The sequence below is a fragment of the Chryseobacterium salviniae genome, from assembly GCF_035819015.1.
Lineage (GTDB): Bacteria > Bacteroidota > Bacteroidia > Flavobacteriales > Weeksellaceae > Chryseobacterium > Chryseobacterium salviniae.
Genome location: NZ_JAYLAA010000039.1, coordinates 1 through 13,776, shown reverse-complemented (window position 1 = coordinate 13,776; position 13,776 = coordinate 1). Strand labels below are relative to the sequence as shown.

The 13,776-nt window shown below is 37.5% G+C and carries 15 protein-coding genes and 1 other RNA gene; 3 read left to right on the top strand and 13 right to left on the bottom strand.

Annotation, left to right across the window (positions count from 1 at the left end):
* Nucleotides 1-91 precede the first annotated feature (91 nt).
* The 5 genes from SOP96_RS10270 to SOP96_RS10250 all read right to left on the bottom strand — a co-directional run bounded on the left by SOP96_RS10270 (nucleotide 92) and on the right by SOP96_RS10250 (nucleotide 3,496).
* Entirely contained in the window at nucleotides 92-421 is a 330-nt protein-coding gene (locus tag SOP96_RS10270; RefSeq protein WP_326320894.1) for a four helix bundle protein, read from the bottom strand.
* Nucleotides 422-487: 66 nt separating this feature from the next.
* Complete coding sequence (locus SOP96_RS10265; RefSeq protein ID WP_326320893.1) at nucleotides 488-1,189, bottom strand: GIN domain-containing protein; 702 nt, start codon at nucleotides 1,187-1,189, stop codon at nucleotides 488-490.
* 7 nt (nucleotides 1,190-1,196) lie between these two features.
* On the bottom strand, nucleotides 1,197-1,925 hold the full coding sequence (locus SOP96_RS10260) for a DUF3667 domain-containing protein (protein ID WP_326320892.1): 729 nt from the start codon (nucleotides 1,923-1,925) through the stop codon (nucleotides 1,197-1,199).
* A 3-nt stretch (nucleotides 1,926-1,928) separates the two neighbouring features.
* Nucleotides 1,929-2,879, bottom strand: coding sequence for a glycosyltransferase family 2 protein (locus SOP96_RS10255; protein WP_326320891.1), 951 nt, complete (start codon nucleotides 2,877-2,879; stop codon nucleotides 1,929-1,931).
* Between the two features lie 17 nt (nucleotides 2,880-2,896).
* Nucleotides 2,897-3,496: a DUF4199 domain-containing protein gene (locus SOP96_RS10250; protein ID WP_326320890.1), complete on the bottom strand. Its 600-nt coding sequence runs from the start codon at nucleotides 3,494-3,496 to the stop codon at nucleotides 2,897-2,899.
* 132 nt (nucleotides 3,497-3,628) lie between these two features.
* Between SOP96_RS10250 and ffs the strand changes: the two genes are divergently transcribed.
* Nucleotides 3,629-3,726, top strand: an RNA gene (gene ffs / locus SOP96_RS10245) — signal recognition particle sRNA small type.
* 105 nt (nucleotides 3,727-3,831) lie between these two features.
* Here ffs and SOP96_RS10240 read toward each other — a convergent pair.
* The 4 genes from SOP96_RS10240 to SOP96_RS10225 all read right to left on the bottom strand — a co-directional run bounded on the left by SOP96_RS10240 (nucleotide 3,832) and on the right by SOP96_RS10225 (nucleotide 7,791).
* Complete coding sequence (locus tag SOP96_RS10240; RefSeq protein ID WP_326320889.1) at nucleotides 3,832-4,518, bottom strand: metal-dependent hydrolase; 687 nt, start codon at nucleotides 4,516-4,518, stop codon at nucleotides 3,832-3,834.
* A gap of 117 nt (nucleotides 4,519-4,635) precedes the next feature.
* Nucleotides 4,636-5,565, bottom strand: a complete 930-nt coding sequence (menA, locus tag SOP96_RS10235) for a 1,4-dihydroxy-2-naphthoate octaprenyltransferase (RefSeq protein WP_326320888.1) — start codon at nucleotides 5,563-5,565, stop codon at nucleotides 4,636-4,638.
* Nucleotides 5,566-5,639: 74 nt separating this feature from the next.
* Nucleotides 5,640-6,476 carry a 1,4-dihydroxy-2-naphthoyl-CoA synthase gene (locus SOP96_RS10230; protein ID WP_002979196.1) on the bottom strand — a complete coding sequence of 279 codons (837 nt, stop codon included), beginning with the start codon at nucleotides 6,474-6,476 and terminating at the stop codon, nucleotides 5,640-5,642.
* A gap of 166 nt (nucleotides 6,477-6,642) precedes the next feature.
* Nucleotides 6,643-7,791: a pseudouridine synthase gene (locus SOP96_RS10225; protein ID WP_326320887.1), complete on the bottom strand. Its 1,149-nt coding sequence runs from the start codon at nucleotides 7,789-7,791 to the stop codon at nucleotides 6,643-6,645.
* 102 nt (nucleotides 7,792-7,893) lie between these two features.
* Here SOP96_RS10225 and aroB point away from each other — a divergent pair, with 102 nt between their 5' ends.
* Nucleotides 7,894-8,949, top strand: a complete 1,056-nt coding sequence (aroB, locus tag SOP96_RS10220) for a 3-dehydroquinate synthase (RefSeq protein ID WP_326320886.1) — start codon at nucleotides 7,894-7,896, stop codon at nucleotides 8,947-8,949.
* Between the two features lie 248 nt (nucleotides 8,950-9,197).
* The gene (locus tag SOP96_RS10215) at nucleotides 9,198-9,842 is read left to right on the top strand and encodes a porin family protein (RefSeq protein ID WP_326320885.1); all 645 of its coding nucleotides are present in this window, start codon (nucleotides 9,198-9,200) and stop codon (nucleotides 9,840-9,842) included.
* Between the two features lie 80 nt (nucleotides 9,843-9,922).
* Here the strand turns inward: SOP96_RS10215 and purF are convergent, their stop codons facing one another.
* From purF to SOP96_RS10195, 4 genes are all read right to left on the bottom strand, one after another.
* Nucleotides 9,923-11,422, bottom strand: a complete 1,500-nt coding sequence (gene purF / locus SOP96_RS10210) for an amidophosphoribosyltransferase (protein WP_326320884.1) — start codon at nucleotides 11,420-11,422, stop codon at nucleotides 9,923-9,925.
* Nucleotides 11,423-11,527: 105 nt separating this feature from the next.
* Nucleotides 11,528-12,247, bottom strand: coding sequence for a phosphoribosylaminoimidazolesuccinocarboxamide synthase (purC, locus tag SOP96_RS10205; RefSeq protein ID WP_326320883.1), 720 nt, complete (start codon nucleotides 12,245-12,247; stop codon nucleotides 11,528-11,530).
* Between the two features lie 28 nt (nucleotides 12,248-12,275).
* Complete coding sequence (locus SOP96_RS10200; RefSeq protein WP_326320882.1) at nucleotides 12,276-12,971, bottom strand: DUF3307 domain-containing protein; 696 nt, start codon at nucleotides 12,969-12,971, stop codon at nucleotides 12,276-12,278.
* Nucleotides 12,972-12,973: 2 nt separating this feature from the next.
* Nucleotides 12,974-13,579, bottom strand: coding sequence for a SatD family protein (locus SOP96_RS10195; protein ID WP_326320881.1), 606 nt, complete (start codon nucleotides 13,577-13,579; stop codon nucleotides 12,974-12,976).
* Nucleotides 13,580-13,776: the final 197 nt, after the last annotated feature.

The window sequence follows — 13,776 nt, the reverse complement described above, 5'->3', positions numbered from 1 at the left end:
GGATGGAAGATGGAAGATGGAGGCAGGAAGTTTTCCTACATCAGATTCCAGACTTCAGCATATTATTATTGTTTTATCTGATTTCTGAAAGCTATAATTGATTCATAAGACTATGGCTTTCATTATATAATTTATTAAATTGTTCTTCTAAAATGTAATTTCTGTTCTTTGCTTTATAAAGACAGGTTACAGTTTCAGCCAAAGAACGGATCGAATATCCTAAAAACTTTCTAAACTCTAATCTTGACTGTAAAATACATCCTTCAGAAATATTCAGGGCAATCGAATCCGAAGCTCTTCTTATCTGTGAAACTAAATTAAATACTTCGTCTTTTGGGAAATCTTGAGATAATTTAAAAATTTCCTCTCCAAATTCCATAGATTTTTGCCAAATAATTAATTTTTCAAATTTGAAACTCATTTGTATTTATGTGATTAGCAGATTCAAAACTACTAAGCTTCCATCATCCAGCTTCATACTTCCAGCTTAATCCAACTTTTTATTTTCCACCTTTGCACTTTTATCAATTTTAAATGCACGGATCGGGTCATTATAATAAGTAAATTTCGCCGTGTTCTGAATATGCCCTTTCAATGAATCTTTCACATTCACTTCTGCATAATTCCCGTTTTTGGATTCGATATTCAGGTTTTCGATTTTCCAGTAAGGAGCAATCAGGCTTGCCGTATCGGAAATCTTTATCACCGCATCCCGGGTTTGCCCGAGGAAGTTGGCCCTGCTTCGGTTCAGCATTTCAACTTCTGCCCTTCTTGTATTTACACTACCCATAAATGTAGCATAATTTTTTAAATTAAGCCTAAAATTATCGGTCTTAATTTCGCTTGAAATATTCATTTCTACAGAATCCGAAATGGCAATTTTTTCCAGATTGTATTTTGAATAGATGGTAATATTATAGAAATCTACCCCCTTCGTTCCGCGATTTTCTTTAATCGTTAATGTTTTGTCCTCAACTTCCACGTCAAGATTATCTGCAACATTGGGATACGTTTCAATCTCCACGAAATTTTTTGTCCCTCTTGCATAAAATACACGGAATTTCCCTTTAAGATCAAGATTTACAAATTCCGAGACTTCCATATCTTTTCTTTCAATATTTCCTTTCGGAGAAATTTTTCCGCAGGAAATTATTGCTGATAAAATGAATGCATACAGTATATTTTTCATATTCATTCTAAAATATTTCATATAAGATTAAACCTATAACCGCACTTTCCGATACCATCAAAATATACAAAACAATAATTCTCCAAGCTAAACCAGATCTTGTGTATGAACTTTTAAAAGCATTCCAGTAAGTAAGCGCCGGAAAAAGTACAGAAACAGCAAATAATGCTCTATCAACAATATTGAAAATCTTTGAAACCGGTTTCCACAGAACAATAAGACTTACGATATCATCCAACAAAAATAAGGTTAAAATTCCTAAAAGACTAACCGTTCCGATGATAAAATGCTCTGCGATATTCAAATTTATTCTTCTGAAAAGAAAATAGGCATTCACAGCCAGCATCGGAATGATAACAAATAAAATAGCTTTTGAATATTTTGAAAGAAGATCTTTGATTCCTGAATCATCTGCAAGAACTTCAGGCGGCGCAAATTTTTCATAATAATGCAGCCCCAATACATTAAAACTGAAAAGAACCAGTAACAACGGGATAAAATTGTTGTACCTGATTCTTTTTCCTGCGATATAATCCATCGCCGTTTGTCCGGGCCTGGTTATAATATCTTGTAAAGTACTGAAAAACCGGGCTTCCATGTGCCAGATTGATCCGAGAATATCGTTTTTGATGAGAGATCGAGGCGTTATTCGTGCTGTGTCGGCTTTCTGCCCGCAATGAGGACAAAACTCATCGGAAACCAAATGGCCACAGTTTAAACAACTCTTTGTATTCATTTTTTAGATTACCTCATCAATATTATAATTCTTATGTTCTCTGTTTGTTCTGATAATCATTTCTCCCAAAAATCCTGCGATAAAAAGCAATGTCCCCATCAGCATCATCGTTAATGCAATATAAAACCACGGATTATCGGTAATAAGATGACCATACATTCCTCTGGCAACATCAATTAGCTTTGAAACTCCAAGCCAGATCGCCGAAAGGAAACCTACAATAAACATTAGTGTGCCCACTGCTCCGAAAAAATGCATTGGCCTGCCTCCGAAACGGCTTACAAACCAAAGCGTTACCAAATCCAGAAAGCCTCTGATAAATCTTTCCGTCCCGAATTTTGAAACTCCGTAAGGCCTTGCCTGATGCTGCACTTCTTTTTCCGTAATTCTTCTGAACCCTGCATTGGCAGCTAACACCGGAATATATCGGTGCATATCTCCGTATACATCTATGGTTTTTACGACCTGTTTTTTATAAGCTTTCAGTCCGCAATTGAAATCATGAAGATACACTCCGGAAACTTTTCTTGCTGCTGCATTGAATAATTTCGACGGTACATTTTTCGTCATCACATTATCAAAACGCTTCTTTTTCCATCCGGAAACAATGTCGTAATTTTCATTGACAACCATTGCGTATAATTCCGGGATTTCTTCCGGAAAGTCCTGAAGATCAGCATCCATTGTAATAATAACATCGCCGTTGGTTCTTTCAAAAGCGGCATGAAGCGCCTGGGATTTTCCGTAATTTTTAGAAAATTTAATGCCGTGGATCTGCGGATTCTGAACCTTCAGGTTTTCAATAATGCTCCATGACAAATCTGTGCTTCCGTCATCCACAAACCAAATCTCATAGGATAAACTATTGGATCTGCAAACTTTATCAATTCGTGAAAAAAGCTCTTCCAGAGAATCTTCTTCGTTCAATAACGGAATAACTATAGATAAATTCATTTAATTCTGATAAAAAATTATTCTTTAATTTCTGTTTCCTGGTACATTGTTCTTGTTCTGAAAAACGCCCCGAAAAATAACGACAAAACTACGTAAAATATAAGTATTGCCGCAAAATATCCTGAAAAATGACTTGCCGTAAGCATATCTTTTCCTTTAACTGCTTCCGGCGTAAAACTTTGGAGTCTTTCTTTGTATTTCTGATCGAGCTCATCAATGTCTTTCTGATGCTTTAAAATCTTTCTTGCAGAGGAATATTCCTTGTCGAGTTCCGATTTCTGCCTCGTAACATATTGGTAATTTAACAGTTTTTTTGCATCGGTATCAACAAAATTCAAAAAGGCGTAAATGCTGAAAATTGATAAAATTCCACCGATAAACATGGGTACAAAAGCTCTATTAAAAGCCTCTTTAAAGCTTACCGTCTTGTGGCTGCCCCAGTATGTCTTTACAGACCAGAACGCTGCCCCGGCATAAATAATGGGTAAAACGAAAGCATTGGCTTTCAATGAAATATCAAAATATTCAACTCCTGAAAAGAAGTAATACACTACAAAAAAGACAATCATTGTAGCGGCAAACAGTAAAATTCCTATTGTGGAAGGGCTTTTTGTCATATCTAATTTTTTAAAAAAATATTGAAAAATTATTGTTCTTAAATTCAGTAATTTAGCACTGACAAAGCGTTTTTTCAATTATTTTTTCTGTCATATTATTTTTAAGTTAACAAAATATTGCTATCTTTGCACCGGCAAGTCCTAAACAACCAGCTCCTGAGAATCCTCCAGGGTGGGAACGCAGCAAAGGTAATCGGTCGTAGCGGTGTGATTTAGGTAGCTTGCCATTTTTTATTGGTTTTAGTTGAAGAGAGGTAGTTTGAAAATTATCTTTTTTTGTTTTTAAGGCATTCAACAATTCCATTCTGATTTTCAAATTATCTTTCAACATTTATTTAAAATTCGAACGTTTCGCCCAGTTTTGGTAAAACAAGCTCTACATTTTTATCTGCAAAATGCTTTAATGCACTTTCGTGGTTGATTTCAATCGCAGGGAATGTATCAAAATGGCATCCGATTACTTTCGGGGTTTTCAATAATTCCGCCGCGGCAAAAGCTGCCTTTCTCGGACACATCGTGTAGTGACTCCCGATCGGAAGGACAGAAAGATCCAGATTTCCGTATAATTTAGGAAACAGCTCCATATCTGCCATTACACCGGTATCTCCTGCAAGGTAAAGGTTTCTGCCTTCAGGAAGCCTGAAAATATATCCTACGGGAACACCTCCGTAGCTTCCGTCAGGAAATGAGCTTGTGTGATGCGCAGGAACCATGGAAATTTTAAGATCATCAATTTTTGCCGATCCTCCTAAATTCACATCATCCGTATTTTTTGCGCTTTTAAAATATCCGCAGATTTCAGGAACTGCGATAAGCGTTGCTTCAGGATGGTGCTGCAATACTTCTTCCACATCTGCAATATGATCTCCGTGAGCATGCGTCAAAAGGATGTAATCGATTTTCTGTGCAGCAATGTCAAATCCTGATTCTGCTTTTTTGTAGTTGTAAAATGGATCCGATAAAATGGTTTTGTCTTTGTAAGTGAACAAAAAACAGTTTTGTCCCAAATATTGTATTTTCATTTTGAATTTATTTTTTCGAATTATTAATTTAATTGGAAATGTTTTCTTTCGGCAGGCTTAATATAAACTTCAGCTTAGCATGACCCCAAAACACTCAACTTCTACACTGACTTTATTTTAATGAAAGAAATTAAGCCCTACAGCAGTAAGAACCGCCATCATAAAGGTCATAATTCCTACCTGTTTTAAGAACGGATCAAGCTCTCTCGGATTTTTAACAGCCATAATCTGCCTCCTGATTTTCATCAGCGGAAGCATGAGAATCATCACAATAAAAACATAATAATTCTGAGTCTGGAAGAATCCGTTTACTGCTAAAAACATCAATATTAAAATTAATGGAAGCTGTAACAGGATCATTTCATAAATCATTGCATTTTTAAACCCGATCCTTAAAGCCAGGCTGTTTTTCCCGGATAATTTATCACTTTCGATGTCTCTCATGTTATTCAGGTTTAAAACAGCCATGCTCATCATTCCGATGGCGGTTCCGGGAAGCAGCATATCCCAGCTGAAGGATTTTGTAAACAAGAAATAGCTTCCGCACACGGAAACCAGCCCAAAGAAGATGAAAACGAAAATATCTCCCAATCCCATGTAACCGTATGGTTTTTTACCAATCGTATATCCGATGGCTGCCAAAATGCTTGCAACACCAAGACCGATAAAAATGTAAAATTCATTCATATAGTCCGGGATGAAGGCTACATACAGAAGCGCCACCGTTGCTGCAAAAGACAAAACTGAAAGCAGGATCACTGCATTTTTCATCTGTTTTGCGGTAATTTTTCCAGATGCGACCGCTCTTGCTTCGGCTTCCGTAGCTCTTTTAGCATCAGTACCTTTTATTCCGTCCCCATAATCATTAGCATAGTTTGATAAAACCTGATACAGCAAGGTTACTAAAAGTGCCAAAGCAAAAATTTTCCAGTCCCAGGTTCCGCCTTCACCGTACAATCTCCATTTGGCAATGAAAGCACCCATGATAATTCCGCTTAATGAGAGCGGTAATGTTCTAAGCCTTGCGGCTTTTATCCAATCAGTCATAATTTATAAGTAATGAGTAATTGGTAATAAGTAATGTCGGTATTGCTCACTACTTATTACCAATTACTTATGTTTTAAGATATCCATTGATCTTCCCCGAAATTCGGTTTTCTTTTTTCGAGGAATGCATTTCTTCCTTCTTTTGCTTCTTCCGTCATGTACGCCAAACGTGTTGCTTCTCCTGCGAAAACCTGCTGGCCAACCATTCCGTCGTCGGTAAGGTTCATGGCAAATTTCAGCATTCTAATGGAAGTTGGCGATTTGGCTAAAATTTCCTGCGCCCATTCGTAAGCCGTATCTTCCAATTCTGCGTGAGGAACCACTTTGTTGACCATTCCCATTTCGAAGGCTTCCTGTGCGGAATAATTTCTGCCTAAAAAGAAAATTTCCCGGGCTTTTTTCTGTCCGACCATTTTAGCAAGATATGCAGAACCGTAACCTCCGTCGAAACTTGTCACATCGGCATCCGTTTGCTTGAAAATAGCGTGTTCTTCGCTTGCTAAGGTTAAATCACAAACCACATGAAGAGAGTGTCCTCCACCAACAGCCCAACCCGGAACCACTGCAATAACTACTTTCGGCATAAAACGGATGAGTCGCTGCACTTCAAGAATATTTAACCGGTGTCTTCCGTCTTCACCAACATATCCCTGATGTCCCCTTGCCTTCTGGTCGCCTCCGCTGCAGAAAGCCCAGCCGCCGTCTTTGGGGCTTGGCCCTTCTCCGGAAAGCAGCACAACACCTATTGAAGGATCTTCATAAGCGTCATAAAAAGCATCGTACAATTCTGAAGTTGTTTTAGGTCTGAAGGCATTGCGAACTTCCGGTCTGTTGAAAGCGATTCTTGCTACACCATTACATTTTTTGTAGGTAATATCTTCGTATTCTTTGGCGGTTTTCCACTCAATCATTTTTGTAAAAATTTTTCCCAAAGATACGGAATTACGCAGAATTTTAACATTGATTTCTTATGATAATCATGCGAAAATGCGGGTTCTGTGAGAAAATTTAGACCGATAAATCATAGGCATAAAAAAAGACGCTGCATGAGCGTCTTTATATTATTACATACTTATTTTAAAGCATTTTAAGATTGTTCACTTCAAGTTCTGTAAGAATCCTCCAGTGCCCTCTTTTGATGTTCTTCTTGGTAAGTCCAGCAAACATTACCCTGTCCAGCGCTTCCACTTCATATCCTAATCGCTGGAAAATTCTTCTGATAACCCGGTTCCACCCGATGTGGATTTCTATTCCGACTTCGTTTTTGGGTTTCCCTTCAATAAAAGAAATCTGATCTACTACTGCTACTCCTTCATCCAGGCGAATTCCTTCAGCAATAAGCTTCATGTCTTCATGTGTAAGTTTTTTATCTAAGGTAACATGATAAATTTTCTTCGCATCAAAAGACGGATGCGTAAGCTTCTTCGTCATATGCCCGTCGTTTGTTAAAAGAATAACTCCTGTTGTGGAACGGTCTAATCTTCCTACAGGAAACAAACGATAAGGCGAAGCATTTGCTACAAGATCCATCACCGTTTTTCTGGCCTTGTCGTCTTTGGTGGTTGAAATATATCCTTTCGGCTTATTCAAAAGAACGTATACCGGTTTTTCAGGCGTGATGCTCTGTCCGTCAAAAACAACTTTATCGGTTTTCTGAACCTGATAACCCATTTCGGTTACCACTTTACCATTCACCTCAACCAATCCCTGAGTAATAAGTTCGTCTGCCTCTCTTCTGCTGCAGATTCCTGAATTAGCGATATATTTATTCAGACGGATGGTGTCTTTGTGGATATCCTTATCAATTTTGGTTAGCCTTCTTTTCTGGACAAAAGATTTATTTTTATCTTCCCGGTTTTCTGTTCCCGGCCTTTTTCCGTATTTCAGGCTGCCTCTTTCGTATTTATCTCTGGTATCAAAATTATTGGGCCTAGTTCCACCTCTTTTCGGTGCAGATTTACCAAAAGTTTTTTTACCTTCTCCTGCACTTGTTATAAAGGGTTCCTGTTCGGTTTTTCCATATTTTTTATCCATTCGGGCCTGGTAACTGGTATCACCGCTTCTCCTCGACTCTGAATTTCTCTCTCCTGCTTTCGGGAAAGATTTTTTAAAAGGTTTTGATTCTGAAGAATTTCCAGATCTGGAAGCACGAGAATTATCAGAATTTTTCTTGATTGAAATTCTTGGTCTCTTTGGTCGTTCTGAATTATTGTTATCTCTGCTCATTCTAAAAATTTCTGCAAAGATAGCATATTTAGTAACGAGTTAAAAATTAAGAATCATAACTTTGCATATCGTGATACGATTAACACAACAGAAAATCTGAAAATGATAACAATATTAAATGATAATTTTTCGCAGCTCAACGATTTTTTAAGTTCAAGATCATTCAGTAAAATTTTTATTCTTGTGGATGAGAATACGCATGAGTATTGTCTTCCCGTTCTTTTAGGAAACCTGGAAACCGATCTGGCATTTGAAATTCTTGAGATAGAGCCGGGCGAGGAAATGAAAAATATTCAGACCGCCAATCAGCTTTGGGAAATTCTTACGGAAATGCAGGCAGACCGTAAAGCATTGATCATTAACCTTGGTGGCGGCGTGATTACGGATATGGGAGGTTTTGTGGCTTCCACCTATAAAAGAGGTGTGCAGTTTATCAATATTCCTACTACCCTTTTATCGATGTGTGATGCTTCCATTGGAGGAAAAACAGGAATCGACCTGATGCATTACAAAAATATGGTAGGAACGTTTACTTTTCCTGAGCAGATTTTCGTGTATCCTAAATTTTTAGAAACACTTCCTTTTAAAGAATTGAGAAGCGGCTTTGCCGAAATGCTGAAACATGGTTTAATTGCGGATAAAAAACATTGGGAAAACCTTATCCATATCTCAAAATTGGATGTTGAGGCTGTTGTTCCTCATATTGAAACATCCATAGAAATTAAGCAAGACATTGTACAGCAGGATTTCCAAGAGAAAAACATCCGTAAAACGCTGAATTTCGGGCATACCATAGGACATGCTGTAGAAAGCCTTTGTCTTAGCCAGGGAAATCCAATTCTTCATGGGGAAGCGGTTGCCATGGGGATGATTACTGAAACACACCTGTCCTTTTTGGAAGGCCTTCTTTCTGAAGAAGACTGCATTGCAATTATTGAGAATATTCAGAAATATTATCCTTATCTCGATATCAGTGATTTTAAGGATAAAGATATCTTCGAACTTCTGATCAATGATAAAAAGAATATAGACAGTAAAATCAATTTTTCACTGATTTCGGAAATTGGATCTTGTACATTTGATTATCAGTGCAGCAAAGAAAAGATAATTTCTTCCCTTGAATATTATAGAAAACTTAATGATGCTGATGTAATTTAAAAGGTACAAATTTTCATTATCAGCGACAATTGGAAATTTAGACTATTTCTAAAATAGCAAAACCTAAACACAAATAATTTATTGAAAATCAAAATATTAAAAAAAATATTTTGATTAAATAAAATCATTCTATATTGACATTTATCATACTTTTATTTTTTGGCAAGCAATTTGAAAGATACTCCCCGTTAATTTAATTGACAGTAGTAAAATTTAAAATTAAAGTAAATTATCAAAAAATTAAAGTTATGAAAAAGTTAATTTTAGGAATAGCACTTACAGCTGGTTCATTGGCGTTTGCCCAGACTACAACCACGACTTCTACTTCATCTGCATCGCCTGTAGCATTTGGTATTAAAGCAGGAATGAACGTTTCTTCGGTAACAGATGAAGCCGGATTAGATGATCAAGGTTCTAAAATCGGTTTTAATGCGGGTGTTTTCGCTAATATTCCGGTAGCTACTTCATTCAGCATCCAGCCGGAGGTTTTATACTCTCAATATGGTGACAAATATGATCAGACTACTGCAGGGACGCGTTATTCCCGTGCCAGACATTTAGATTACATCACTGTTCCGGTAATGTTCCAGTATAACGTTATTCCAAATCTTTATTTAGAAGCAGGTCCTGAATTCGGTTTTATGGTTAATGCAAAGAATAAATTCAAAAATGAGACTGATAATGACGTTATCACTGAATCAGGAGATTATAAAGACAGCCTAAATAAATTCAACTTTGGTATTGGTATTGGTGCAGGATACTATTTCACAGATAATATCGGTATTACTGCAAGATATGTTGCAGGTCTTACTGATATTGCTAAAGACAGACCAAGCAACTCTGATGCCATCAGAAACAACTTATTCCAGGTTGGTTTAGCATTTAAATTCTAAAACAATTTTGATTTCAATACGAAAAAGGTCAGGTTTCAATGAAGCCTGACCTTTTGTTTTGTATGTTATGTTGTAAAGATTTAATTGAATAATTCCACTTCTTCTCCTTTGCCAACAGGATACTGTTCTGTGAAACATCCAAAACAGTGATTGGCAGAGCCCAGAATTTCTTTTAAATTTTCAACACTTAAGAACTCCAGAGAATCTACTCCAAGATAATCCCTCAGCTCAGCAGTTGTCATATTGGCAGAGATAAGATCGTCTTTAGACGGTGTATCAATTCCCAGATAGCAAGGAGCAATAATTGGTGGAGAAACACTTCTGAAATGTATTTCCTTTACGCCGGCGTCTTTCAAAATCTTAACCAGCCTTTTGGAAGTCGTACCACGAACGATGGAATCGTCTATAATGACCACTCTTTTGTCTTTAATTTCCGAGATAATAGGATTTAGCTTAAGGTTTACCACCCGCTCTCTCATTTCCTGGGTAGGAACAATGAAGCTTCTTCCGATGTATCTGTTCTTAATTAAAACCGGGCGGAAAGGAATTCCCGAAGCTTTGGCAAAACCAATGGCCGCCGGAACCCCGGAATCCGGAACCCCAATTACCACATCTGCATCTACAGGCGCCTGATGCCAAATCTTTTCCCCTGATTTTTCCCTGATTTCGTAAACATTTATATTTTCTAATGAAGAGTCGGGCCTTGCAAAATAAATATACTCAAATGAGCAGATTCTCTGTTTTCCTTTTTCTTCATCGGCCATATAAGAATGAAGCTTTCCAGGCTCGTTTTCGTTAGTGTAAACGATCTCTCCGGGTAAAATATCACGGACATATTGTGCACCTACGGCATCCAATGCTACAGATTCTGAAGCAACCACATATGATTTTTCGTCGATCGCTCCCAATACCAACGGTCTGATTCCGTTAAAATCCCTGAAAGCAAAAAATTTATTTCTGGTCATCCCGACAACAGAATATGCGCCTTCAATCTTTTCCATCGTCACTTTAATCGCTCCTCGAAGTCCGAGATCAAGGTTTTTCTGGATAAGCCTCAGGATTACTTCAGAATCTGAAGTTGCTCTGAAAACCACTCCTTCTGCTTCCAGCTCTTTTTTCAGCTCTTTTGCATTGGTTAAATTACCATTATGCGCAATGGAAAGAATGATCTGATCGTATTCATTTTTGGCGAAAAATGGCTGGAAATTATATTTTTTCTTGTCTCCTGCAGTCGTGTAGCGGGTGTGCCCGATTGCAGAATTTCCCATAAAAGTTTCCGGGTCCGGTATATCTTTATACACGTCTAAAACCAGTCCTTCATCTTTCATGTTGGTAATTCTTCCGTTTTTCAAAACAGAAATACCACACGCTTCCTGGCCTCTGTGCTGTAATGCAAAAAGCCCGAACTGCGAAAGCGAAAACGTATCGAGATCATTATCAGAATACATTCCGAAGATCCCGCACTCCTCGTTGGGAGCATCCAGTCTTTCTTCTTCCTGCGTTCTGAAAAGATTTCTTCCGTAGGTCTGGGTTTCAAACTGCTTTAAATATTCACTTTTATGAATGTCTAAACTTTTCATTTCTATTTTTTCTAATCTAGATTTTATTTGGTAGATCTTTTAATTAGATGAAAAATTAAATATTATGTTAAATAAAAAACTTACATCTGATTAGTGTTTTTGGACTTATTTACCTAACGCTTGTTTCAATCTATTGTAGATCTCAACATAAGCTTCGGTAACTTCACCAAGATCTCTTCTGAATCTGTCTTTATCCAGCTTCTTCATGGTATCTTTATCCCACAGTCTGCAGGTATCCGGAGAAATTTCGTCTGCCAGGATAATTTCGCCATCGGATGTTTTTCCTAATTCGATTTTAAAATCAACCAGAATGATATTCATTTTGTCGAAAAGATCAATCAGAATGTCGTTGATATCAGAAGTGAGCTCGTACATTTCGTCAAGTTCCTCATACGTTGCTGCTCCTAAGAAAACTGCGTGGTGATCGTTGATTAACGGATCTCCCAGCTCATCTTTCTTATAGCAGATATCGAAAATAGTAACCGGAGATTTGATTCCTTCTTCCACTCCCAGTCTTTGAGCCATGCTTCCTGCCGAATAGTTTCTTACGACCATTTCCAACGGAATAATAGATACTCTTCTTACCAGCTGCTCTCTTTCGTTCAGTTGTTTTATGAAATGAGTCTTGATTCCTTTTTCATTCAGGTATTCAAAGATTAGCGTAGTGATGGCGTTGTTCATCTCCCCTTTCAGGTCCACAGATCCTCTTTTCTGAGCGTTGAATGCAGTAGCATCATCTTTAAAACGCACGATTACCTGATCCGGATTGTCGGTAGCAAATACCTGCTTTGCCTTACCTTCGTACAACATTTCTTTCTTTTCCATTGCTAAATTGTCTTTATTAGATTTATATTTATTTGATTACAATTCCCGTTAAAATAGCTATTCCGAAGCTGAGGAGCGTACCAATAAGTACATATTCCGTAAGCTTTCTCTGCTTTGCCTGTGCCAGATCACTAAACCTGAACACCGATTTTGCTGCGACCATAAAACCTACCCCTTCCCAATGATCTACCACAATGAAGGTAAAAACCATGAGCCTTTCCAGGATCCCTATATATTTTCCGGCACTTGATAAGGATTCAGTCTGGATATTACCTGCTGCTTCCGGAGCCGGAGTCCAGGAAGACAGTAGTATTTTAATCATGACGGATGCCGGCGTTGTTAAAAACAATGCAGCTCCCAATATTTTTAAAATTGTTAAATCCTTGAGAAAATTAAAATTGAATTCATTATAATAAAAAGAGATTCCTGCAATTACCAGAATATGCAAAGCCTGATCTGCAAAAAACCAGTTTTTCTTATTCTGCATGGTCTGAAATCTCAACTTTGCAGCATCTATGATAAAGTGCGAAATGCCCACCAGAACTGCTATCCACCAAAGCTGAAGATTCCAAAGAAAAATAAGACTTAAAACCGTGTGAATCATGATATGAATATACAGATACCCGCTTTTCAGTTTTTTGCTTTCTTTATCGGCAACCCATGAATTTGGCTGAAGAATAAAATCTCCGAGTAAATGTGCCAATATGAGCGTAATAAAAATCATGCTTACAGTTCTGCTATTTTCTTTCTGAAATACTGATTGGTTTCTACAATAAGGTCGTAGTTGGCGCGCTTCAGTCTCTGGCTTACCGAGGACTGTGAAATGGCAAATTTCTTCGCAAGGTCTTCCTGGGTAATCTCCTCATTCATAATCATTTCATGGATAATTTCGGCAGTAGCCATCGTCCAGTTGTCGAAATCTTTTGAAGACCATTTGAGCAGAATATTAAGATCCCTGTCTACAGAGTCGTTGGAAGTTTTTACAGAAACGGTATGTCCGTCGTTTTTAAGATCGTTGAGCAATCTTCCTGAATGGACGTAAGCACTTCCGTTAGATTCTGTGATTTTATCGGAGGAAAAATTTTCTTCACCGATCCCGATAGCGATGCGTACGTCTAAATTTTCCTGGCTTTTAATGAGTGATTTTATCGCTAAAAATCTCCAGAATACTTCATCAATATTGCATTTGAACTGAAATTCGTCGCCTCTGTAAATTTCCCATGTCTGAGGAGCACTCCCCCACTTTTCGAGAAGATTTTTAAGTCTGGTAATCCAAACTTCCGTATCCGCATGTTGTGAATTAATAATATCTCCGGTAATTACCGCTATCATTCTGCAAATATAAGCATAATTACTTATAAATAAAAAATATAAGCGGATTGACTTATAGATATTGCGTATTGCTTGATGTTCTTATATCAATTGTATGGTTTAAAGGCTAAATTGCAAAAAATTTATTACGATGCGAATATCATAGCCCTGATTGAGCGGCCTGTGTGAGCTCTTTTCTGTATTTCGGGTTGGGGSGG